Here is a 21,922-nt window from a genome sequence, read left to right as displayed (position 1 = left end):
ATAACTCCCTTACGGGCATCGTGCCCGGTGGCGTTCCAGTGGGGGGCGGACACGTCATACCTATGCCCGGGAGCGGGCAGAAACGGTGGAGAGCCGTGACCGACAGAGCGGCAAAGCGGGAGTCCACGAGCCGGTGACAACGATCATTTCGGTCGCCGCGGTCGACGATCACCCCATCGTGCTGCGCGGGCTCACCGACGTCCTCGCGGGCCTGGACGGCATCGAGCTCGTCGCGACCGCCACCTCGATCCGCGCGCTGCTGGCCGGGCCGGGCCGGCAGGCCCAGGTCACCCTGCTCGACCTCGATCTGGGCGACGGATCGGAGGCACCCGGCAACATCCAGGCCCTCACCGAGGCCGGATCCTCCGTGATCGTCTTCAGCGCGCTCGGCGAACCGGAGGCCGTCCGCGGCGCGATGCGCGCGGGAGCCTGCGGCTTCGTCACCAAGACCGACGACGTGGACGAGCTGGGGACGGCGATCCGGGCGGCCAGCGCGGGCAACGGCTGGGTCTCACCCCACCTGGCCTTCGTTCTGCTCACCGACAAGGCACCGGACCGCCCGCAGCTCTCGCCGCAGGAGATGGAGGCACTGCGCCTCTACGCCACCGGCATGGCCCTCAAGACCGTCGCCCGGAAGATGGAGGTCTCCCCGGAGACCGCGAAGCAGTACATCGAGCGGGTCCGGGTGAAGTACCGCAGGGCCGGGCGGGAAGCCGACACCAAGATCGATCTTTACCGGCGGGCGGTCGAGGACGGACTCCTCGACTGATCCCACCACCCTCTGCTGGGGTGATCTGGCCAGCCGTCCCCCCCTGGTCCGCACCCGGGCCGAGGCCCGGTCCGCCGATGTGCCCGCGTCTGCCGATGTGCCCGCCTTCGGCGGGCGTGGCGGGCGTGGCGGGCAGGATTCGTGGTGGGTACCAGCTCGGACAGTTGGTACCCACCACCTGGCGCACGCCGGATCCCCGCGTCCGGCGCATGCCTCGCGCCCCCCTGTGCCCGACAGAGTGCGCGCCCGGGGCCCGCGGGTGTCGTCGGCCGTCCGGTATCCCCCCGGTCCGAACGTCCGGTCCCCCGTCACCCGCGTGCCATGAGCACAGTCTGCACGGCGCATCTCCGTACGTCATGACCCAAATACAGCCACCGGCAGTCCCCTGTTCGGGGGTCATGCCGGTAAGGGCGAACCCGCAGGGGTAACTACTCGGACATCCTTCAGCCGTGGTCTCCAGTGTGGTCTCAAGGCGGTTGCCCCGACCCATTCCCTCCGGTGCTTTCCATTCCTGTTCTCGGGCCCGTTGTCCGGGCTCCCGCCGCTCCGTCCGAGGCGCCGCCACATTCACCTCCGCCTCGGTGCCACCGCGGATACCGAGGCCTCACCCGGTCTCCGTCCGGTCCCGCTCAGCGGGGCCCAGGCCCCACAAGGGCGGTGAAGCGCACCAGGACACCCGCCAGGAGGAGGACGGCGCCGCTGACCCCGATGACCCACAGCCCGGGGCCGATGTCCGTCGTGGCATCGAGGCCCGACCCGATCAGCAGGCCGTCGCGGTGCAGGCGGGCCAGATCCACCACCGCCGTCAGAACGAGCATCAGGCCCGCCACCACGGCGAGCACCCGCCCCCAGTCGACCCGCCGGCCGGCCAGCAGCAGGCCGGCCACCATCGCGAGCAGGCCGAGGACCATGGTCAGATGGCCGTGCTGATCCGGATCCGTCCCCCGGACGGCGAACTCCATCAGGCCGTACGCGCGGACCGTCGCCCACGTCATCGTCGAGCCGATGACGGCCGCGCCGCCGGCCAGCACGACCAGCGGCGGGACGAGCACCGCCAGACTCCGGCGCGCGCCACCGTCCGGCTGTGCCTCCGGCTGCTCCCCGGCGCGCGCGGGCGGGCCCACCGCGACCTCCACCGGGTCGGAGCCGGTCTGCCCGTTGGCGGTCGGGCCGGGCCCGTCGCCCGGATCCTCCCAGGGGTCCCAGGGCTGGTGCCGTCCCCGGCCCCAGCCGCCGTCGTCATCAGCTGACCCGTCCGCGGCCCACGGTGACGCGCCACCGGTGCGCCCGTCCGCCATCGGCGACCGGGACCAGCGGGGATCCGCGGTGGCGGCGGCAGCCGCCCGCCAGGCGGTCAGGTCACCCGCGTTCCCGGCCGGACCAACCGGCGCGGCGTCCTCCCTGCCGACCGGCCGGGCCCACGGGCTCCGCTGCTCCCCCACCCGTTCCTCCCGCCACCGCATGCCCGGGGCCGCCGGCTCCAGCCAACCCCGCTCCTCGGACGTCCCGTGACGGTCGTACCACGCCCGGACACCGACCGCATGCCGCTCACCGCCCGCACGGACCAGGCGGAGGCGGTCCGGACGACGCCGGACCGCCGGGTCGCCGGGTCGTCAGTGGTGCCCCGCCCGCCCGCCACGGCTCGCCGCGTAGAGCGCCACGGCACCGGCCGCCAGGGTGACCACGACCCCCGCCTCGGGCCGGAGTTCGAAGACGTCCGCCGAGATGGCGCGGAAGGACGACAGCGGCGGTGGACCGAACGCGAGGTCGAAGCCCGACAGCACGACCAGCAGGACGGCGGACAGCCTGGCCGCCGTTCCCCCGGCCAGTACCCCACCTCCCGGCCGCCGGGCAGCATCGCCGGCCGAGCCGCGCAGCCCGGCCAGGCCGGCGGCGAGCAGGACCAGACCGGCCACGAGCGTCAACCGCCCGTCGCCCACCGTCAGACCGGTGAACGTACGGGTCTCGTCGCCACTGGTCAGAGTGCTCCACGGCAGGAAGGCGGCGATCACGGCCGCGCCTCCGGAGAGCGCCAGCAGAGCGGCGTCACGCCGACGCGGCCGCGGTCTGGCGGCCGGGCCCGCACCGGGAGCCGCTCCCGCTCCCGGGGGCAGCGCCGGTTCCGGGGGCAGCGCCGGTTCCGGCTCCTGCACCGGTATCGGATCCAGCTCTGCCTCTGGCAGCTGTACCGGTTCCGCCGCGGCAGGCGGCGGGGCGGACTCCCCCCGGGCCGGGACCGGCTCCCGGTGCGGGCGGGCGGTCCTCTCGCCCTCCCTGCCGGCCGCCGGCCGCGGCACCCCCGTGGTCGGTGGCGCGTCCGGCGCGGCTCCACCTCCACCGCCCCCGGTCGTGTTGCCGCCCGGGCCCTTGGTGCCGCCTTCGCCTCTGGTACCGGTGACGAACGGGCGGTGGCTGCTCTGCTCGGGCAACGGGAGCGCACCAGCGTCGCCGTCGTCGCCGGCCGGCGCCCGGCGGGTCGCAGCCCGGCGCAGGTCCACCCGCATGGTCGGCGGATCCACCGCGGCGGACGGTGTGAACGGCTCGGGTGGTGTGAACGGCTCCGCCGGCCCGCCACGCGGCGGGCCGTCCGGCCGAGGCGCACTTCGACTCTGTGCCGGTGGACGAGCGGAAGGCGCCGGCGCCGGCGGTGCGGACGGGCCAGGCTGGCCGGTTTCCCTGCCCGTGCCCGCCGCCGCGGCCGGCCTGTAGGGCGGGAGCGGTGGGAGCGGTGGGAGCGGCGTGTAAGGAGCGAGCGGCGCCAACGGCGGGCTCGTCGGGGTGCGGGAGACGGCCGGAGTGTGGCCGGTGACGGCGTCCGTCCCCTCGCCGGCGCCAGGTCCGGGGGCGCCCTCGGCGGTCCGCTCGAACCAGGTCGCCCGATCGGCAGCCGGCGACCGGCCCGGCGGCGGCGCGGGTGAGCCCGTGGCGCCGCCGGAGCTGGCCGGGCCGCCAGGGCTGGCCGGGCTGGCGGGACGGGCGGACGGTGCCGGCTGTCCGGACTGCTCCGGTCGGGAGGTCTGCTCCGGTCGGGAGGTCTGCTCCGGTCGGGAGGTCTGGGGTGGAGCGGAGGCAGCGCCGCGCGGGTTGAACAGTGATGGCGGCCGCTGGGCGTCACCGCGCCCGCCGGACCGACCGGCGGTCCCGGCGGACTGCCCCCCGGCGGACGAGGAACCCGGCCGTGGAGGGAACGCCGTCGGCGCGGCGGATCCACCGGCCGGCGCGGACGCCTGCCCCTGCTGCGGGCGCAGCGGCGAGGGCCACGGGGACGGGCTCCGCCGGGCGGAGGCGTCTGACGGGCCCGCGGGCCGCAGTGGCGTCGCGCCCGGCGCCTTGGCAGCGGGGGCGGGGGAGGCCGGTTCGCCGCGTGACGCCGCCCTGGCCGGGCCCTCCGGCTTCGCGGTGGACCCGGGCCGCACCGCGCCCGAGGGGGCCCCCTGACCACCCTGCCTGCTGCCGCCCCCCGGCGACGCCGTGCCGCCGGCCGGATCCGCCGCACCACCTCTCTGCCGCGCCGCACTACTCCTCTGCTGCGCCGCGCCGCTCCCCGGCTGCCCACCGCCACTCCCCGGCTTGGCGGTGGCAGCGCCGGGTCTCCCCGCGCCGGCCGCCTGCTCCGGCTCGGTCCTGGCCACGCCCCGGGTGCCCGCGGCCGGCGGTGATGTCACACCGGCCTTGTCCCCGGTGCCCGCCGCCGCGGCGCCGGGCCCACCTCGGGGCGGGCCGCCGCGGGCCGCCGGGCCGGATGCCGGCCGGGACGCGGCCGGCGGCGTCGACCCTGCGGTTCCCGCGGCTGGCGAGGCGGGTGCACCGGAGGCAGGCGACGGAGTGACCTCGGACGTCCGCCCAGGCGCAGCCGGGGCGGCCGGGGCGGCCGGTTGCGCCCGCGCCGCGGCCCCGGGCCTTCCCGGTGCCGGTGAAGCCGGACGGACGGGGGCCGCCGGGCGGGTCGGCGCACCGGGCGCCCCAGGCGTGCCGGAACGCGCCGGTCCGCCGGTGGTGCCGGGTGCCGATGACGCCGGGCGGGATGACCCGGCAGGTGACGCCTTACCGGACGGTGCCGCCCCGGCGGACGGCGCGGCAGTCGATCGTGGGGTGGAGGACGGTGCGGCACTCGGGGACGTGGCGGGGGCAGCCGGCGTGGCGGGCCGGCCGGCGGGCCCGGGCGACGACGTTCCTGCCGCCCCCCCGCCCGGCGGTGGCAGCACTCCGGGCCGTGTCCGTGCCACCGGCCGGGCCGGGGCTGCGGGGCTGGAGCCGCCTCCGGGCGCGGCCGAGGCGGCCGAGGCGGATGCAGCGGATGCGGGGCCGGCGGCACGGCCGCCGGCGGCCGTGCCGCCGCGCTCCTTCCTCGCGGCCTCCGCGGCGGTGGAGGGCGCCTCCCTCCGGGCACTCGCCGGCGGGGCGGGGTCGGTGGGGCGGGAACGACCAGAACCGGCGGTTTCGCCCTTCCCGGTGCCGCTGTCGGGCGTTGCGCCTTCCGCCGGGTCGCCCTGGTCGGCCAATGCACTCACTCCTGACGCGCGGTGCTTCCATCCGGCGGTCCTGACGGCTCACCGGCGAACCGGGCGACGGTATCCGTCCTGTGCCCGCCGCCAGCACGCGGGCTGGACAAAACGTCCCCTAAGTATGCGAACGCCCGAGCCGCCGCCCGGCAGCGCGGACACCGAGCCCGCCGGGTTCGGCGCGGATCGCGGATCAGCAGCCCCCGGCGAGGACCGGGCCCACGGGGCTCACCAACATCACTGGGACGGCCAGGCGCGCCGACGGTAGCGGATGAGGCCAGCGGCGACAACCACCGCCGGACCCGCACCCACCTCCGTGCCATCAACGGAGCAGGGCGCACGCCGCGCTCCGGCGGCCATCCGGCCCATTGTGCGGGACCAACTACACAGGGCATCGACACTGGGGCGGCAATTACCATACCCGCACAGCATGTTTCCAACTGGTGACAGACATGCTGCCGACACGGCCGGCTCCGGCGTTTTCGCAGCTCCCGATTCGATTTTCCCCTTCACTCCACGAGCCCCGGCCGCGCCGAGCAGCGAGGAGATAGCACGCGAAGTCGACGGCAGGTGTGACGGAGGACACGTCCACCATAAAAGCGTTTACTGATTTCAGCTTGTGATCAAAAAGCGAAGATCGGAAGAAATTCCTGAACGACGGTCAGCCAGTTGGCCGCCCGCCGGCGGGACTTCGGTTCCAGCCGGCGGGAGTGCTGTTCACGTTGCAGGGCACACCCGACGATTGGGAGGATTCCCGTGTCAACGTCCACATCCAACGCAGTCTCCGCCGATCTGACCCTGACCCGGGACTACGTCCGGGACGGAAAGGTGATGCAGATCGCGACACTGGCGGCGGACGGCGAACCGGTGGTCTGCAACCTCTGGTACGCGAGCTCGTTCGACCCCGATCGGCTCCTGTTCATCTCGCGCCCCGACCGGGTGCACTGCCAGAACATCCGGGCCGACCGGCGGGTGGGCGGCGCCGTCCTGACCATCGAGCTCGACGGGCTCGGCCAGGAGGTCCAGGGGGTGAGCTTCGCGGGGACGGCACGGCAGGTACCCGAGGACGCCGCCGACGACCTGCTCCCGATCTACCACCGGCGGTGGCCGGCCGGCGCCTCGCTGGCCAGTGTCGAGCGGTGGCGCGAGGACGCCGACGCGCACCGGCTCTACGAGATCCGGGTCCACCGGTGGACCCTGTTCGACGAGATCAACCATCCGGACGACCCACGGCGCGTGATCGACCTCGGGTCGGCGGGCTGACCGTCGCACGCGACCAGGGCGCTGCCACCCGGGCGTGCCGGCCCGCGGCCGGTGCCGCTGAACAGTTGTCGTCGTGCCCGCCGCCGAAGCTGCAGTTCGACAACGCGCCGGGGACAGCGCCCGCGGCCGGCACCTGTGGGGCCGGGCCGTGAGCGTTGTCGGCACCGCCACGGCCGGCCCCACCACCATCGGGGCGCGGGGGCCGGCCTGGCTCGGCGGTCAGACCGCCTCACCGATGCGGTGCACCCGCATCGCGTTGGTCATGCCCGCGACGCCGGGCGGCGTCCCGGCGACGACGACCACCAGCTCGCCCGGCTGGCAGTAGCCGTTCTTGCGCAGCGCCGTGTCGACCTGCCGGACCATCTCGTCGGTGCTCTCCGCGAACGGCACCAGGATGGTCTCGACGCCCCAGAACAGCGACATCTGGTTACGCACCGCGGGCAGCGGCGTGAACGCGAGGACGGGCACGGAGCTGCGGTAGCGGATGAGGCGGCGGGCGGTGTCCCCGCTCAGGGTGTGCGCGACGAGGTACCGCGCGCCCACCGCCTCCCCGACGCTCACCGCGGCCTGGGCGATCGCTCCGCCCAGCGTCCGCGGCTGGGTGCGCAGCGGCGGGATCCGGCCGAGATCCGCCTCGGCGGTCTCGATGATCCGGCCCATCGTGGCGGTCGCCTCGATGGGGTAGGACCCCACGCTGGTCTCGGCCGACAGCATGATGGCATCGGCGCCGTCCAGCACGGCGTTGGCGCAGTCGCTCGCCTCCGCACGCGTCGGGCGCGGCGCGCTGACCATCGACTCGAGGACCTGGGTGGCGACGATGACCGGCTTCGCCCGCTCGCGGGCCTGGCTGACGGCCCGCTTCTGAACCAGCGGGACGTCCTCGAGCGGGAGCTCGACACCGAGGTCACCACGGGCGATCATGAGGCCGTCGAAGGCCTCGATGATGCCGTCGAGCTCGTCCACCGCCTGCGGCTTCTCGATCTTCGCCAGGACCGGGACCCTGACCCCGACGTCCTCCATGATCGAACGGACCGCCTGGTAGTCCTCCGCCGACCGGACGAACGACAGCGCGATCATGTCGACGCCCAGCTCCAGGGCGAAGCGCAGGTCCGCGGCGTCCTTCTCGGACAGCGCCGGCACGGTCAGGGCGGCGTTCGGGATGTTCATGCCCTTGTGGTCGCTGACCTTGCCGCCGATCACGACGGTGGTGCGGACGTCGGTGTCCTCGACGCCCTCGATGCGCAGGTTGAGCCGGCCGTCGTCGACGAGGATCGTGTCGCCGGCCGCGACATCCCGGGGCAGGCCCGTGTAGGTGGTGCCTACCTGCTCCTGATCACCCAGGACGTCGCGGATCGTGACGGTGAAGTGCTGGCCGGGCAGCAGCGTGACTCCGCCGTCGGCGAACTTGCCGAGACGGATCTTCGGGCCCTGCAGGTCGGCCAGCGCGCCGACGCTGCGTCCGGCGGCCTCGGCCGCCTCCCGGACCAGGGCGTAGGTGGCGGCGTGCTGCTCGTGCGTTCCGTGCGAGAAGTTGAGCCGGGCAATGTCCATTCCGGCGTCGACGAGGGCCCGGACCATCTCAGGCGAGTTGGTGGCCGGACCGAGGGTGCAAACTATCTTGGCTCTTCGTGGCACGGTCAAAGCCTAGGTAACGAACGCACGGGATTGGCCGCGGCCCCTGGTGACACCCCCGCCACGCCGGTTCTGCACCGCTTGGCCCGAGCAGGGTCCATGACCGTTTCCGACCCGGGCGTCCCGATACCTGCTGCGCGCAACGGCACCCCGGGCGTACCTTCGCAGGGGCGGCCCGCAAGTGGGGCCGAACAGACAGGTACGGGAAAGCTGGCAACGGCGCCGAACGATCCCGGACATCCAGACAGCGGTCCAGAACCGCCCTGAAACAACCTGGAGCCCGGCCATGACCAACAATCCCGCAATTCACCGGCGCGCTTCCGGTGACATCGACATCGCCGTCCCCCACGACGGTCCGGATCCGGCGGGCGACGTGCCCGGCGCCGGGCTCGCCGGGGGGACATCCGTACTGGCCGGACCGGGGGGTGTGGCCGCCGGTGTGGCCGCCGTCCCGGAGGCTGCCTGAACAGTCGCCAGGGTGACGCCGGCGCTCCAGTCCACTTCGGGAGCGCCGGCGTCGCCGTGCGCGGCACCCTCACCCCCGTCGTCGGCGGTCTCACTCGCGGCCGGCGCGGCGTCAGCCTGGGGAGGGGTGGCGTCGGTCTCGGAGGCGAACTGCGTGCGGTGAAGCTCGGCGTAGAGCCCGTCGCATGCGATCAGCTCCTCGTGCGTGCCCGCCTCGGCGATCCGCCCGCCGTCGACCACCAGGATCCGGTCGGCCGAGCGGATCGTGGAGAGCCGGTGCGCGATCACCAGCGACGTGCGCCCGGCGAGCGCCGCGGTCAGCGCGCGCTGCACCGCCGCCTCCGACTCGCTGTCCAGATGGGCGGTGGCCTCGTCCAGAACGACGACCGCCGGCGCGGCGAGCAGGAGCCGGGCGAGAGCCAGGCGTTGCTTCTCACCGCCGGACAGCCGGTAGCCACGGTCACCGACGACCGTGTCCAGGCCTCCCGGCAGGCCCCGCACCGACGTGCCGATCTGCGCCGCGTCCAGGGCCGCCCACATGTCGTCCTCGGTGGCGTCCGGCCGGGCGAACAGCAGGTTGGCCCGGATCGTGTCGTGGAAGAGATGGGCGTCCTGCGTGACGATGCCGACCCCGGCCCGCAGTGAGCGCCCGCGGGCCTGGCGGACGTCCACCCCGCCGACCCGGACGGCACCGTCGGTCGCGTCGTAGATACGCCCGACGAGGTGGCTGATCGTGGTCTTTCCCGCGCCGGACGGGCCGACGAGCGCGACCAGCTCGCCGGGGCCGACCCGGAACGTGATGTCGTGCAGCACCGGCTCGCTGGCCCGGGTCTCCAGCACTGCCGTCGACTCCAGCGAGGCCAGCGACACCTCGGCCGCGGCCGGGTAGCGGAACCCGACGTGGTCGAACTCGACGGCCAGCGGCCCGGCTGGCAGATCGACGGCGTCCGCCGCGTCCTCGATCGCCGGCCGCAGGTCCAGCACCTCGAAGACCCGCTCGAAGGAGACCAGCGCCGTCATCACGTCGACGTGCACGTTCGAGAGCTGGGTCAACGGGCCGTACAGGCGGGTCAGATAGGCGGTGAGCGCCACGATCGTCCCGACCTGCAGGGTTCCCTGCGCGGCGAACGTCCCACCGAAGCCGTAGACGATCGCCGTCGCCAGTGAGGCGACCAGCGTCAGGGAGACGAAGAAGATCCGTCCGAACATCGCCTGTGTGATCCCGATGTCACGCACCCGCCCGGCCCGGCCACGGAAGGCCGCCGCCTCACGGTCCGGCTCGCCGTGGAGCTTGGTGAGCAGAGCCCCGGCGACGTTGAACCGCTCCGTCATCAGTGTGTTCATCTCGGCGTTCAGCCCGTAGCTCTCCCGGGTGAGCGCGGCGAGTCGCGGCGCGAGCAGTCGCGCGGGCACCACGAAGACCGGCAGCAGCACCAGCGCGACCACGGTGATCTGCCAGGACAGGCTGAGCATCGCCGCCAGCACGAACCCGACCGAGAGGATGTTCGACAGCACCGCCGACAGCGTGTTGGTGAACGCCGACTGCGCTCCGAGGACGTCGTTGTTCAGCCTGGTGATCAGCGCGCCGGTCTGGGTCCGGGCGAAGAAGGCGAGCGGCTGGCGCTGGACGTGGTCGAAGACCTGCGAGCGCATCTCGTAGATGAGTCCCTCGCCGACACGGGCGCTGAACCAGCGCTGGGCCAGGCCGAGGAGCGCCTCGACGACGGCCAGACCGGCCACGACCCCCGCCAGAACCTGCACGACGCCGGTACGGCCGGGGACGACACCGTCGTCGATGATCGCTTTGAGTAGCAGGGGGGTGACGGCGCCGGTCGCCGCGCTGAGCACGATGAGGACGCCGAAGCCGGTCAGCAACCGGTGGTACGGGCGGGCGAAGCCGACGATCCGCCGCACGGTGCCGGGCCGCAGGCGGGCCTGGGTGACGGAGCGGTCCCGTTGGAAGGACCGCATGGTGGACCAGTTCTGGCCCGCGGCTGTTCTCATGCAACGGTGTAAGCGCTGGGTTGCTACCCGGCATTCCGTGCGGATGTGCCGAGCAGCCGGGTGAGGGCGTCCGTCTCCGCCTCGTGCTGTCGCACGGCGGCGGGCCCGCTCCTGGCGGCCACACCGGCCAGCAGTGCCTTCGTCTCCGTCACGGCGTCCCGCGGGCCGGCGAGCAGGTGGGCCGTCAGTCGATCGGCCTCGGCGTCGAGCTCACGCGCCGGGACGACGCGGGCGACGAGACCAAGGCGGGCGGCCTCGGCCGCGGTCACCGGCTCCCCGGTGAGACACAGCCAGAGCGCGTTGGCATAACCGACGGCACCGACGAGGGCACTCGCGGTGCCCAGGACCGGGACGCGACCCGCCCTGGTGTCGGCGAGGCGGAGTGCGGCGTCGTCGGCCATCACCCGCAGGTCACAGGCGAGAGCGAGAGCGAGCCCGAGGCCGGACGTCCGCCCGGCGAGCAGGGCGACACTGAGCAGATCCGCCCGTTCGGACAGCCGCCGGGCCACCCGCGACCACCGCCCGAGCTCGCCGGAGTCAAGGTGCTCGTGCAGCTCGTGCAGCTCGTGCAGCTGGTGCAGGTCATGGAGCAGGACGATGCGGACGTCCCCCGGCAGCCCGCGCAGGCAGTCCTCCATGGCCGCGGCCAGGTCCGGCGAGCCGGACCCGGCGCCCGAACCACGCGCGACACCACCAACCGCCGAGCCATCACGCAGTGTGAACGAAATACAGGGGCCGGCCACTTCCACGACCAGCCCGACCGCCGCCGCGACGGACGCAGCGGCGGCCGGCACGCTCATGGTCAGGCGCTTTTCTTCTTGGTGCCTCGCGTCGCACCACCGCGCCCGCGCAGCGTCGTTCCCGATTCGGACAGGATCCGATGGACAAACCCGTACGAACGACCCGACGACTCGGCCAGCAGACGAATGCTCTGTCCAGACTCGTACTTCTTCCGAAGTTCGGCAGCGAGCTTGTCCCGCTCCGCCCCGGTGATCCGGGTTCCTTTCCTAAGCTCGGCCAATGTGGCCCCCTCCGTGTTCGATGATCTGCGAACCGATCTTCACCCAGCTTCGGTGTCAGCGCCACTCGAAGCCCATGTGATCCATCACACGCGGTTCAGCCGTCGCCGGGACAGCCTCGCACGCGTCCGTCACCATGGCCCCGGCCACGCCCCCACCCGGACTCATAGCCCCTGACCTGCAAATCCACGCCCAGCAAACGGATCTGGCGCCGGGACAGGGCACCTCCGGGACAACGGCGCGGGACGACACGCGGACTCCCGCGCACCGTGGCGAACATCGTTACCGACGGTACATCCACATCGGCCTACCCACGTGGATCCACAGCCCGCAAAGACTGGTTACGGTGCATGCATGGTCAACGGCCGGCCGACGCGGACGGCACCCCCCCGCGCACGCCCCGGCCCGGTCACGCCTCCGCGCGCTCTCACGGTGCCGCGCCGCGGCACGTGGGGGCCCGCCACCCGCGCACAGGCCGTCGACCTCGGGATCTGGGCCGCCGCGGCGGCAGCGGGCCTGCTCCTGACAGCGCTGATCACCACGAGCGGGGTGGACCTCGGCGCCCGACCCGACCACGCCGCCGCACCGTTCCAGCAGGCCTGGCGCGCCCCCGCCGTCGCGCCGGCCGTGCTCCTCCCGATCCTCGTGGCCGTCGTCACCCTGCTGCTCGCCGGTCGGAGCGCCCACCTCCGCTGGTCGGCCCTGCTCGTCGGCAGCTTCGCCGGATCGCTCGGCTGGAGCCTCGCGCTGGCCACCGCGGCCGGCCCCGGCCTCGCCGGTGGGCTGCGGCCACCGGCCTCCTACCTCGGCGCCGCCGACGCCGTCGGCGACGATCCCCTCACCTACCTGGCCAGCTGGACGTCCCAGGTCTCCGACCTGGGGCCGGGCCTGGACGGATCAGGAGCGACGGGCGGTGCCGGCAGTCGGCTCACCGGCCATCCACCCGGCCCGGTGCTGTTGGTGTGGGCGTTGGACCGGCTCGGCATCAGCGGCGCGACCGCACTCGGGCTGGCCCTCACCGCGCTGACGGCGCTCAGTGTCCCGCTGGTGGCGATCGCGGTGCGCTCGCTGTGCCACGAGACGGCGGCGCGGCGAGCCGTGCCCGTCCTCGTTCTGACACCGTGGGCACTGTGGGCCGCGGCCTCCCCCCACGCGGTGACCGTCCTGCCCGCGGCGGCGGCGCTGGCCGTCGGCGTGGTCGGGTGCGAGCCGGGCCGGCGGTGGCGCCTGCTGTGGGCGCTGGCCTCCGGGCTGTTGCTGGGTGTCACCAGCCTGTTCGACTACCCGGCGGTCTGGCTGGGTGTCGGTGTCGCGGCCGCGTACTTCGTCCGCCGGCGACCGCTGATGAACGTCCTCACCGGCCTCGGCGCACTCCTGCCGTTCTGGCTCTTCCTCGCCTGGGGCTTCTCCTGGTCGGACGGCCTGGCCGCGGCCCGGGTCGACCCCGGGATCGCCACCATGCTGGCCTGGCTCGCCCTGGACGTCGTCGTGGTGCTGCTCGCCGGCGGGCCGGTGCTGGTCCGGGCGCTGCGCCGGCTCCGGCTGACGCCCGGGTGGCCGTTCCTCGTCGGGGCTGCGGCGGCGGCCTTGTTCAGCCTGTGCGCGGGGCTGGCCTGGGGCGGGACGGAACTGTCCTGGCTGCCGCTGGCGCCCTGGCTGGCGGTCGCGGCACTGGCGCCCCGACCGCGCCCGGACGGGCCGGGGGACACCATCCGCGCGGGCGATCTCCCCCTGCTCCTGGTCGGCGCGGGTGCGCTGGTCGCGGTGGTCCTGCGGATGTGCCTGAGCAGCACCTGAACCCGCGACGCCCGCGGGCTACGCGCTCCCCTCCGGGGCCGGGGACACTCCGGCGCCGGGGACGGCTGGCTGGCCGGCGGCGACCCGCAGGATGTCGGGTTCCAGGTAGACCCGGCGCGCCGCGGGCACCGCCTGCCGGAGAAGCGCCTCGGCCTCGTCGATCGCACCGGCGACCTGGGCCGCGGTCAGGTCGGGCTCGATCCCGATCTTGGCTGCGACCAGCAGCTCGTCCGGGCCGAGGTGAAGGGTGCGCATGTGGATCACGGCGGTGACCGCGGGCGCGGAGGCCAGCGCCCGCCGGATCGTCTCCACGGTCTGCGGGGCGGCTGCCTCCCCGACGAGCATCCCGTAGGTCTCGATCGCGACGATCACCGCGACGACCAGCAGCAGGATGCCGATGGCGAGGGTGCCCGCGGCGTCCCACAGCGGCTCGTCGAGCAGCAGGGTGAGGCCGACGCCACCGAGCGCGAGAAACAGCCCGCAGAGCGCGGCGAGATCCTCGAGCAGAACGACCGGGAGCTCCGGCGAACGGGCCTCGCGGACGAAGCGCCACCAGGTCAGCGGGCCCTTGGCATGCCGCGACTCCCGGATCGCCGTCCGGAAGGAGAAGCTCTCGAGAACGATCGCGAACGCGAGGACCACGATGGCGACCACACCGCTTTCCAGCTCGTGCGGGTGGCGCAGCTTCTCGACACCCTCGTAGACGGAGAACAACCCGCCGACGCTGAACAGCACGATCCCGACCAGGAACCCGGCGATGTAGCGGGATCGGCCGTAGCCGAACGGGTGCTCCTCGTCCGCGGGCTGCCTGGCCTTCCGCTGGCCGAGGAGCAGCAGGGCCTGGTTACCGGAGTCGGCGACCGAGTGGATCGACTCGGCCAGCATCGAGGACGACCGGGTGAACAGGAACGCCACGAACTTCGCGACCGCGATGCCAAGGTTCGCGACCAACGCCGCCACGACCGCCTTGGTGCTGCCTTCCGCGCTCACACGCCCCCGCTCTCGTCTCGATAGCCATGCCTGGGGCCGGCTGGCCGCAACGGCAGCCGGACTGACTGACCGCCCAGTCTGTCAACACACCGCCCCGGAGGCTGCGGCGGGTGCCACACCGGATGGCGGCGCGGGCCGGCTCCCCGCAGCCGGCGGTCAGGCCAGGATCGGTCAGGCCAGGGTGACGAGGTCGGCGAGATCGGGTGACCACGTGTCCTCGACGCCGTCCGGCAGCATGAGGACCTTGTCGGGGTTCAGTGCCTCGACCGCGCCCGGGTCGTGCGTGACCAGCACCACCGAGCCCCGGTAGGTGCGCAGTGCGCTCAGGACCTCGTCCCGCGACGCCGGGTCGAGGTTGTTCGTCGGCTCGTCCAGCAGCAGCACGTTGGCGGAGCTGCACACCAGCCCGGCGAGCGCCAGCCGCGTCTTCTCGCCGCCGGAGAGCGTCTCGGCGAGCTGCTCGACGGTGTCGCCACTGAACAGGAAGGCGCCCAGGATGCGGCGCAGATCCACGTCGGACGCGGTGGGTGCGGCCGCCCGCATGTTGTCGAGGACCGAGCGGGAGGTGTCGAGCGTCTCGTGTTCCTGGGCGTAGTAGCCCAGCCGCAGGCCGTGCCCCGGGTGCACCTCGCCGGCATCCGGCGGCTCCTGGCCGGCGAGCATCCGCAGCAGGGTCGTCTTGCCGGCTCCGTTGAGACCCAGGACCACGACCCGGGTGCCACGGTCGATCGCCAGGTCGACTCCGGTAAACACCTCCAGCGAGCCGTACGACTTCGACAGACCGGTCGCCGTGAGCGGGGTGCGCCCGCACGGAGCCGGATCGGGAAAGCGCAGCTTGGCCACCCGGTCGGCGACCCGGACATCGGCGAGGCCGGCAGCCAGGCGCTCGGCGCGGCGGTCCATCTGGTGGGCCGCCCGCGCCTTGGTCGCCTTGGCGCGCATCTTGTCGGCCTGGGCCCGCAGCGAGTCGATCTTCTTCTCGGCGTTGGCGCGTTCGCGCTTGCGACGACGTTCGTCCTGCTCGCGCTGGGTGAGATAGGTCTTCCAGTTGACGTTGTAGACGTCGAGGGCGGCGCGGTTGGCGTCGAGGTGGAAGACCTTGTTCACGCTCTTGTCGAGCAGGTCCACATCGTGGCTGATCACGATCAGGCCACCGGAGTGGGCGCGCAGGAAGTCGCGCAGCCAGGTGATCGAGTCCGCGTCGAGGTGGTTGGTGGGCTCGTCGAGAAGCAGCGTCGCATCGGAGTTGCCCGACCCGGCGAACAGGATCCGGGCCAGCTCGACCCGGCGGCGCTGGCCGCCGGAGAGAGTTCCGATGGGCTGCGCGAGCACGCGGTCGGGCAGGCCGAGCGACGAACAGATCCGCGCCGCCTCCGCCTCGGCGGCGTAGCCCCCCAGCATGCCGAACCGCTCCTCCAGCCGGCCGTACCGGCGGACCGCGCCGTCGCGGGCCGACTCGTCGACGAGTTCGGCCATCTCGACCTGGAGCTTCTCCATCTCGCGGAGGATCACGTCGAGGCCACGGGCGGCGAGCACCCGGTCACGCGCGGTGTCGGCGAGGTCGCCGGTGCGTGGGTCCTGAGGGAGGTAGCCCAGCTCACCACGGAGGTCGACCTTGCCGGCGAACGGCAGGTTCTCTCCGGCGAGCGTCTTCAGCAGCGTGGTCTTGCCGGCGCCGTTGCGGCCCACGAGCCCGATGCGATCGCCGGGCTGTACCCGGAAGGAGACCGGCTCGATCAGTGTGCGGGCTCCGGCCCGGAGCTCCAGCTCGGACACAATGATCATGAGGGTCGGCCTCTTTCGTACATCGGCTTCGTGCGGGCATCAGGTGTCAGCGGGGAGCCGCCGCGGGCACTGGCCCCCGGGGGCCGCGTACCGGGCAGCAGGTACCGGGTATTCGGGGGAACCGGGGATCGCCTGCCTCACGACGCGGCAGAGGTCATGCTCTCCAGGGTACGGGCCGCGGCCCCGGGGTCGGCGGGCGTCCCGGGCCACCCGCCGTGACTCCCCCGGGCGACGTGCGTCCCCACCCGGTGGCGGGTATGTCTTTCCCCAGGTCACGGACACGGCCGCCGGTGCACGGCGGCCAATGCTCCGGACACGGGAGGTCACCATGACAACGACGTACCGGCAGCAACGCGAGACGCACCGCCCCAGCGCACTGTGGTCAAGCCTGGTCGTGCTCGGTATCGCCGCCACCGTGCTCGGCCTGCTACTGATCATCAACCCCTTCAGCACGGCGGGCGCGCTGGCCGTGCTGGCCGGGGTGGCTCTGCTGGTGTCAGGTATCGGCGAGATCGTGTCGGCGGCCCGTGCCGACCAGGGCACCACGACCGTTCTTTACGGGGTCCTGACCGCGGCAGCCGGCGTGGTGATTCTCGTGTGGCCGAATGTGACGCTGCACGCCATCGCTCTCATCGTGGGTGCGGCCCTGATCATCGCGGGCGTCATCCGGGCGCTGCTGATCCTGTCGAGCCGGTCCCGCCGCGCCGGCGGCGCCTCCGGGCCCGCCCGGGGGCTGTTGATCGCGGGCCTTGCCGTGGTCCTCGGCATCCTGGCGGTCGCCTGGCCGTCGGCGACGGTCGTGGTGCTGGCCGTCCTGTTCGGCATCCAGCTCATCGTGACCGGGGTGACCGAAGTCATCCTCGGGCTCGCGCTGCGGCCCTGACGAGCGGACCGCGGCGGACCGCAGCGGACCGGCCGGTCAGTCCACGATGCGCTTGCGCCAGTGCCTGATGGAGTCGGGGCTCGCCCCGCGGTCGAGCAGCCAGCCCTCGACCCCGGCCGGGTGCCCGTCGATGATCTCCAACACCGCGCCGACCGCGTCCGCCGAGACCTCGCTCGCGCGGCGCTCCCCGGTGCGCGCGCCGGGCAGGAGTGCCTGCCCCCTGAGCCGCCGCACGATACCGGGCATGTTGGGCCCGGTCGCCATGTAGTCGGCGACCACCGCCTCCGGGACGACACCGGCGAGGCGCAGCAGGAGCGCGACGACGATTCCGGTGCGGTCCTTGCCCGCGGCGCAGTGCACGAGCAGTGGGCCCGGGGCCTCCGCGGCCAGGTCGAGGATCTCGACCAGGCTCGGTGCGGCGACGTCGAGGATCACCGGGTAGAGCATGCGCAGGCCACCCGCGCGGACCTCCGCGGTCACGGACTCGCTCACGGTGTTCCCGCCCTCACCGATCAGCGGCTTGACGTGGATCTCCGAGCCGAGCAGGGAGAGCGGATGGGGTGCGTCACCCCGTTCCATCGACGCCCGCAGATCCACCACCGTCGGCGGAGGCCAGGTGAAGGAGACGTCGGGGCGCTCGTCGTCCACGCGGGGCATGTCGCTGCGGTAGAGCACGCCGGCTCTGATCAGCTGGCCCGAGGTGGTGGCCATCCCGCCGATGTCACGCAGGTTGGCCAACCGCTCCGTGGGAATCTCGCCTGTTTCCATCCGCTGCCCCTCCGACCGTCTTGACGCACCGTCACGCGGGGGCGGGTCCCGCGGTGTCGTTCACCGCCGCGCGTGTGACCTGGCATCATCCTCGCTGACGAGGGGGGCCTCATGCGGTGGGACGGAGTTCCCACCGCTGCCGGAACCGGAAGCCGCGGCCAGCGCGGCCAGGTCGTCGGACACCTCCACCGGTTCGATCAGCGCCGGGGCGTCGTTGCGGACGCTGCCGACGGCGGTGGCCACGGGGTGGGCGGTGAAGACACCGGCCGGCGCCGGGCGCAGGACACCGGCCAGCGCGGCCGGGTCGCGCACCGCCGGATCGATCCACCGGGACCAGGCCGACCGTGGCACCACGACCGGTGACCGGTCGTGGATGAACTCCAGGCCCGGGGCGGCGTCGGTGGTGATGATGGTGAACGTTGTCAGCGGCCGCTCGCCGTGTCGCCAGACCTCGTAGAGGCCGGCGAAGGCGAACAGGCCGTCGGCGGCGGGGTGGCCGGCGGGGTGGATGTAGTAGGGCTGGCCCCTGCGGGATCCGCCGATCCGCAGCCACTCGTAGAAGCCGGTGGCCGGGACCAGGCAGCGCCGGGCGGCGAAAGCCGCCCGGAACGCCGGTTTGGAGGCGACCGACTCGGCCCGTGCGTTGATCAGGCGACTGCCGATCGCCCGATCCTTCGCCCAGGACGGCACCAGGCCCCACGTGGCCAGCCGCACCACCCGCCCGGGCTCGTTCCCGGCGCCGCGCCCGCTCGCGCCGCCCCCTCCCCTGTTCGCGCCTTCGTCCTCACCCTCGGGGCGTGGATGCCGCGGGACCACCACGATCGGCATCTCGGTGGTCGGGGCCACGTTGTAGCTCTCCCGCAGCCGGCCGCCCGTCTCGTCCACCGCGGACATCGCCGTGGCGAGGTCGTCGGCGTTCAGCGTCTGGGTGTACCTCCCGCACATGGCCCCAGTCTCGCAGCCGGGTGCGACAGTTCCCGCCGACCGCGGTGGGACGACCCGCGCGGTGGGACGACCTGTCAGACGACGAGGGCGGCGGCGGCCGCCGCGAGGCAGCCCAGGGACACCGCGCCGAACGCGCCGACCCAGAACGTGCCCGGCAGACCGGTGAGGCGCGCCAGCTGGTCGGGGTCGGAGTCCCACGCCCGCCGGCGACGGCGTTGGCGCTGCACCTCGACGATCGGCCGCACGGCACCCACCAGCAGGAACCAGGTGGCGTAGGCGGCGAAGCCGGCCTGGACGTCGTCCGCGGCGAACCACGAGACACCGAGCACCACAGCTGTGCTGACCAGCACCGACAGCACGCCGAACCCGTTGCGGACCACGACCAGCATGGTCAGCAGCAACGCGACCAGAAGCTGGAGCAGCAGGGTGACCCGCCCGGTGGCGAGCAGGCCCGCCGCCCCCAGCCCGAGCAGTGACGGGGTGGTGTAACCGGCGGCGACGGTCAGGATCACGCCCGGCCCGGTCGGGCGGCCCGACGAGACCGTCACCCCCGAGGTGTCGGAGTGCAGCCGGACTCCGGTGAGGCGGCGTCCGGTGGCGACGGCGACGAGGGCGTGCCCGCCCTCGTGCGCGATCGTCACCACATGCCGCGCGGTCGGCCAGACGCGGTCGCTGGCGACGGTGAGCAGCGCGACGACGCCGGTCACCACGAGGATCCAGTGGGCAGGGGCCGGCTGCGCGTCGAAACTCCGGCTCAGCAGATCGGACGTGGCTGCCCCTTCCCTCGTCTTGCGTCATCGGGTGTCGCCGCACCCACGGCCGGGTGGGCTCGGCCGTCGGGTGTCGCCGCACCCACGGCCGGGTGGGCTCGTTGGTGGGCGTCCCGATAATCCCGCATTTCCCTCCCGGCGGGCGACACCGTGGCGGAGGCGGGGCAGTTCGATGAGCACGGTCTCGGGGACGAATGCACGACTCGGGCCGCTGACTGGCGCACGATGGTCCGGCGTCCACCGCCGGCCGGCGCGGACGGTGCTCCCGCGCCCGCCGGTGACATCCTGACCGGGACGGCGCGACGGCGAGGCACCCGATGGGGAGGAATCCGCGGTATGGCGGAATACGTGTATCGGCCGGTGCTGCACACGGCGCTCGGTCTCTTCCGCGCGCTGCGGCTGCAGCTGGACGTGCGCGGCGAGGAGAACGTGCCGGCGTCCGGCGGCGGCGTCGTCCTGATCAACCACGTCTCGTACCTGGACTTCGCCCTGGCCGGGGTGCCCTTCTGGTGGTCCCAGCGCCGGATGGTCCGGTTCATGGCCAAGAAGCAGGTCTTCGATCACCGGGTGAGCGGGCCGCTGATGCGCGGCATGCACCACATCCCGGTGGACCGGGCGGCCGGCGCCGGGTCACTGCGCGCCGCGGTCCGCGCGCTGGGCGACGGGGAGCTGGTCGGGGTGTTCCCCGAGGCCACGATCAACCCGAGCTACTGCCTGGCGCCGTTCAAGTCGGGCGCGGCCCGGATGGCCGCCGAGGCCGACGTGCCGGTCATCCCGCTGGTCGTGTGGGGCAGCCAGCGGATCCTGACCAAGGACCGGCCGCGCAACCTGCGGGCGGCGGTCGGCACTCCGGTGTCGATCACAGTCGGGAAGCCGGTGCCCGCCTCGGCGCTGCAGGACGCCCAAGCCGGAACGGCGCTGCTGGAACTGACGGTGAGGGAGATCCTGGACGACGCCCAGCGCCGCTACCCGGACCCGCCGCCCGGTGAGTCGCCCTGGTGGCTGCCCGCCCACCTCGGCGGGTCGGCCCCGGAGCCACCGGCGCGGCCCACGCCCTGACCCGGTCCGCCAGGATGGATCTGGCGGACCGGCTGGTGCCGGGTCGCCAAGGCCCGGGGTGCCAAGGCCCGGGGCGACGAGGCCCGGGGCTGCGAGGCCCGGGGCTGCGAGCTGGAGCCGGCGGAGTCGACGGAACGGAGAGCGGCGTGAGGGATGGCGACACCGGCGCGGTGGTCACGGACGAGGAGTTCGTCGATGCGCTGCCCAAGGTGGAACTGCACGTCCACCTGGAAGGGTCGATGCGGCCGGGCACCCTGCTCCAGCTGGCCCGGCGCCACGACCTCGACCATCTGCCGACCGATCTGGAGGCCCTGCGGGCCTACTACGAGTTCCGCGACTTCGACCACTTCATCGAGGTCTACCTGGCCGCTGTCCAGGTGCTGCGGGACGAGGAGGACTTCCGCCTGCTGGCCCGCGAGACCGCGCTCGGCCTGGCCGGGCAGCGGGTGCGCTACGCCGAGATCACGTTCACGCCCTGGCTGCACGTCCAGCGCGGGGTCGACCCGGCGGCCGTGTTCGCCGGGGTGGAGGCCGGCCGGCTCGACGCCGAACGGGAGGCCGGCATCCAGGTGCGCTGGATCACCGACATCCCCGGGCTGCCGGGTACCGACAACGTGACGTCCGGCGAGCGCACCCTGGAGCTCGCGTTGGCCCACGGTGGCGAGGGTGTGATCGCCCTCGGGCTCGGCGGGCCGGAGGTGGGCGTGCCGCGGCCCCAGTTCGGCCCGGTGTTCACCGCCGCCCGCGACGCCGGACTGCACTGCATCCCGCACGCGGGCGAGACGACCGGCCCGCGGACGATCTGGGACGCTCTGGAGTTCCTGCACGCCGAGCGGATCGGGCACGGCACCAGTGCGCTGGAGGACCCGGCCCTGGTCGACCATCTGCGCCGGCACCGGATCCCGCTGGAGGTCTCCCCGACGTCCAACCTGCGCACCGGCGCGGTCGCCGGTTACGCGGTGCACCCGCTGCCCGAGATGATCGCCCAGGGGCTGGCCGTGAACCTGAACAGCGACGACCCGCCGATGTTCAACACGACCCTGCGGACGGAGTACCTGCACGCCCTGCGCTCACTGGGGCTCTCCCGCCAGCAGGTCTTCGAGATGGCCGCCGCCGCGGTAGAGCACTCCTTCCTGGACGAGGCCGGCAAGCGGCGGCTACGGGACGAGTTCGCCGCCGCGGCGGTGGTTCTCGGCGTCGAGGCGGCGCCGGCCGCCTGACCGGCCGCCGGAGGCCGCGGGACAGGTCGAGGCAGGCCGGGACGGGGGCCC

18 protein-coding genes are annotated in these 21,922 nt (G+C 73.6%); 7 read left to right on the top strand and 11 right to left on the bottom strand.

What is annotated here, in order from left to right; all coding sequences use genetic code 11:
* Positions 1–133: 133 nt before the first annotated feature.
* Positions 134–769: a response regulator transcription factor gene (locus tag B207_RS0105430; protein ID WP_018635511.1), complete on the top strand. Its 636-nt coding sequence runs from the start codon at positions 134–136 to the stop codon at positions 767–769.
* 629 nt (positions 770–1,398) lie between these two features.
* On the opposite strand, the gene B207_RS0105425 is transcribed toward B207_RS0105430, so the two are convergent.
* Together B207_RS0105425 and B207_RS36700 are read right to left on the bottom strand one after the other, a co-directional pair.
* Positions 1,399–2,211, bottom strand: a complete 813-nt coding sequence (locus B207_RS0105425) for a DUF308 domain-containing protein (RefSeq protein ID WP_154675167.1) — start codon at positions 2,209–2,211, stop codon at positions 1,399–1,401.
* 171 nt (positions 2,212–2,382) lie between these two features.
* Complete coding sequence (locus B207_RS36700) at positions 2,383–3,288, bottom strand: hypothetical protein (protein WP_154675166.1); 906 nt, start codon at positions 3,286–3,288, stop codon at positions 2,383–2,385.
* 286 nt (positions 3,289–3,574) lie between these two features.
* On the opposite strand from B207_RS36700, the gene B207_RS0105410 reads away from it, so the two are divergent.
* On the top strand, positions 3,575–4,207 hold the full coding sequence (locus B207_RS0105410) for a hypothetical protein (RefSeq protein WP_154675165.1): 633 nt from the start codon (positions 3,575–3,577) through the stop codon (positions 4,205–4,207).
* Positions 4,208–6,027: 1,820 nt separating this feature from the next.
* Positions 6,028–6,534, top strand: a complete 507-nt coding sequence (locus B207_RS0105405) for a pyridoxamine 5'-phosphate oxidase family protein (RefSeq protein ID WP_018635507.1) — start codon at positions 6,028–6,030, stop codon at positions 6,532–6,534.
* Between the two features lie 219 nt (positions 6,535–6,753).
* Here the strand turns inward: B207_RS0105405 and pyk are convergent, their stop codons facing one another.
* The 4 genes from pyk to B207_RS41080 all read right to left on the bottom strand — a co-directional run bounded on the left by pyk (position 6,754) and on the right by B207_RS41080 (position 11,656).
* Positions 6,754–8,169 (bottom strand): pyruvate kinase, encoded by a 1,416-nt coding sequence (pyk, locus tag B207_RS0105400; protein ID WP_026310706.1) that lies wholly within the window; start codon positions 8,167–8,169, stop codon positions 6,754–6,756.
* 303 nt (positions 8,170–8,472) lie between these two features.
* Entirely contained in the window at positions 8,473–10,635 is a 2,163-nt protein-coding gene (locus B207_RS0105395; protein ID WP_018635505.1) for an ABC transporter ATP-binding protein, read from the bottom strand.
* Between the two features lie 23 nt (positions 10,636–10,658).
* Positions 10,659–11,435, bottom strand: coding sequence for an enoyl-CoA hydratase/isomerase family protein (locus B207_RS0105390; RefSeq protein ID WP_018635504.1), 777 nt, complete (start codon positions 11,433–11,435; stop codon positions 10,659–10,661).
* 2 nt (positions 11,436–11,437) lie between these two features.
* The gene (locus tag B207_RS41080; RefSeq protein ID WP_020459808.1) at positions 11,438–11,656 is read right to left on the bottom strand and encodes a helix-turn-helix domain-containing protein; all 219 of its coding nucleotides are present in this window, start codon (positions 11,654–11,656) and stop codon (positions 11,438–11,440) included.
* Positions 11,657–12,008: 352 nt separating this feature from the next.
* Between B207_RS41080 and B207_RS0105375 the strand changes: the two genes are divergently transcribed.
* On the top strand, positions 12,009–13,451 hold the full coding sequence (locus tag B207_RS0105375) for a hypothetical protein (protein WP_018635502.1): 1,443 nt from the start codon (positions 12,009–12,011) through the stop codon (positions 13,449–13,451).
* A gap of 18 nt (positions 13,452–13,469) precedes the next feature.
* Here B207_RS0105375 and B207_RS0105370 read toward each other — a convergent pair whose 3' ends face one another.
* Together B207_RS0105370 and B207_RS0105365 are read right to left on the bottom strand one after the other, a co-directional pair.
* Complete coding sequence (locus B207_RS0105370; protein WP_018635501.1) at positions 13,470–14,441, bottom strand: cation diffusion facilitator family transporter; 972 nt, start codon at positions 14,439–14,441, stop codon at positions 13,470–13,472.
* 171 nt (positions 14,442–14,612) lie between these two features.
* A complete protein-coding gene (locus B207_RS0105365) occupies positions 14,613–16,226 on the bottom strand; it encodes an ABC-F family ATP-binding cassette domain-containing protein (protein WP_018635500.1) in 1,614 nt (537 codons plus the stop codon).
* A 328-nt stretch (positions 16,227–16,554) separates the two neighbouring features.
* Between B207_RS0105365 and B207_RS0105360 the strand changes: the two genes are divergently transcribed.
* Complete coding sequence (locus B207_RS0105360; RefSeq protein ID WP_026310705.1) at positions 16,555–17,109, top strand: HdeD family acid-resistance protein; 555 nt, start codon at positions 16,555–16,557, stop codon at positions 17,107–17,109.
* A gap of 36 nt (positions 17,110–17,145) precedes the next feature.
* Here B207_RS0105360 and B207_RS0105355 read toward each other — a convergent pair whose 3' ends face one another.
* The 3 genes from B207_RS0105355 to B207_RS0105345 all read right to left on the bottom strand — a co-directional run bounded on the left by B207_RS0105355 (position 17,146) and on the right by B207_RS0105345 (position 19,583).
* Positions 17,146–17,877, bottom strand: a complete 732-nt coding sequence (locus B207_RS0105355) for a tyrosine-protein phosphatase (protein WP_018635498.1) — start codon at positions 17,875–17,877, stop codon at positions 17,146–17,148.
* Positions 17,878–17,937: 60 nt separating this feature from the next.
* Positions 17,938–18,822, bottom strand: coding sequence for an SOS response-associated peptidase (locus B207_RS0105350; RefSeq protein ID WP_018635497.1), 885 nt, complete (start codon positions 18,820–18,822; stop codon positions 17,938–17,940).
* 74 nt (positions 18,823–18,896) lie between these two features.
* Positions 18,897–19,583, bottom strand: coding sequence for a M50 family metallopeptidase (locus B207_RS0105345; RefSeq protein WP_026310704.1), 687 nt, complete (start codon positions 19,581–19,583; stop codon positions 18,897–18,899).
* 345 nt (positions 19,584–19,928) lie between these two features.
* Between B207_RS0105345 and B207_RS0105340 the strand changes: the two genes are divergently transcribed.
* Both B207_RS0105340 and add read left to right on the top strand, forming a co-directional pair.
* Positions 19,929–20,651: a lysophospholipid acyltransferase family protein gene (locus tag B207_RS0105340; RefSeq protein ID WP_018635495.1), complete on the top strand. Its 723-nt coding sequence runs from the start codon at positions 19,929–19,931 to the stop codon at positions 20,649–20,651.
* A 146-nt stretch (positions 20,652–20,797) separates the two neighbouring features.
* Complete coding sequence (gene add, locus B207_RS0105335; RefSeq protein WP_018635494.1) at positions 20,798–21,871, top strand: adenosine deaminase; 1,074 nt, start codon at positions 20,798–20,800, stop codon at positions 21,869–21,871.
* Positions 21,872–21,922: the final 51 nt, after the last annotated feature.

Origin of the sequence: Parafrankia elaeagni, assembly GCF_000374165.1 — a bacterium.
Classification (GTDB): Bacteria; Actinomycetota; Actinomycetes; order Frankiales; family Frankiaceae; genus Parafrankia; species Parafrankia elaeagni.
The sequence above is the reverse complement of the archived record's forward strand: the minus strand, read 5'-3'. Positions and strand labels throughout refer to the sequence as shown.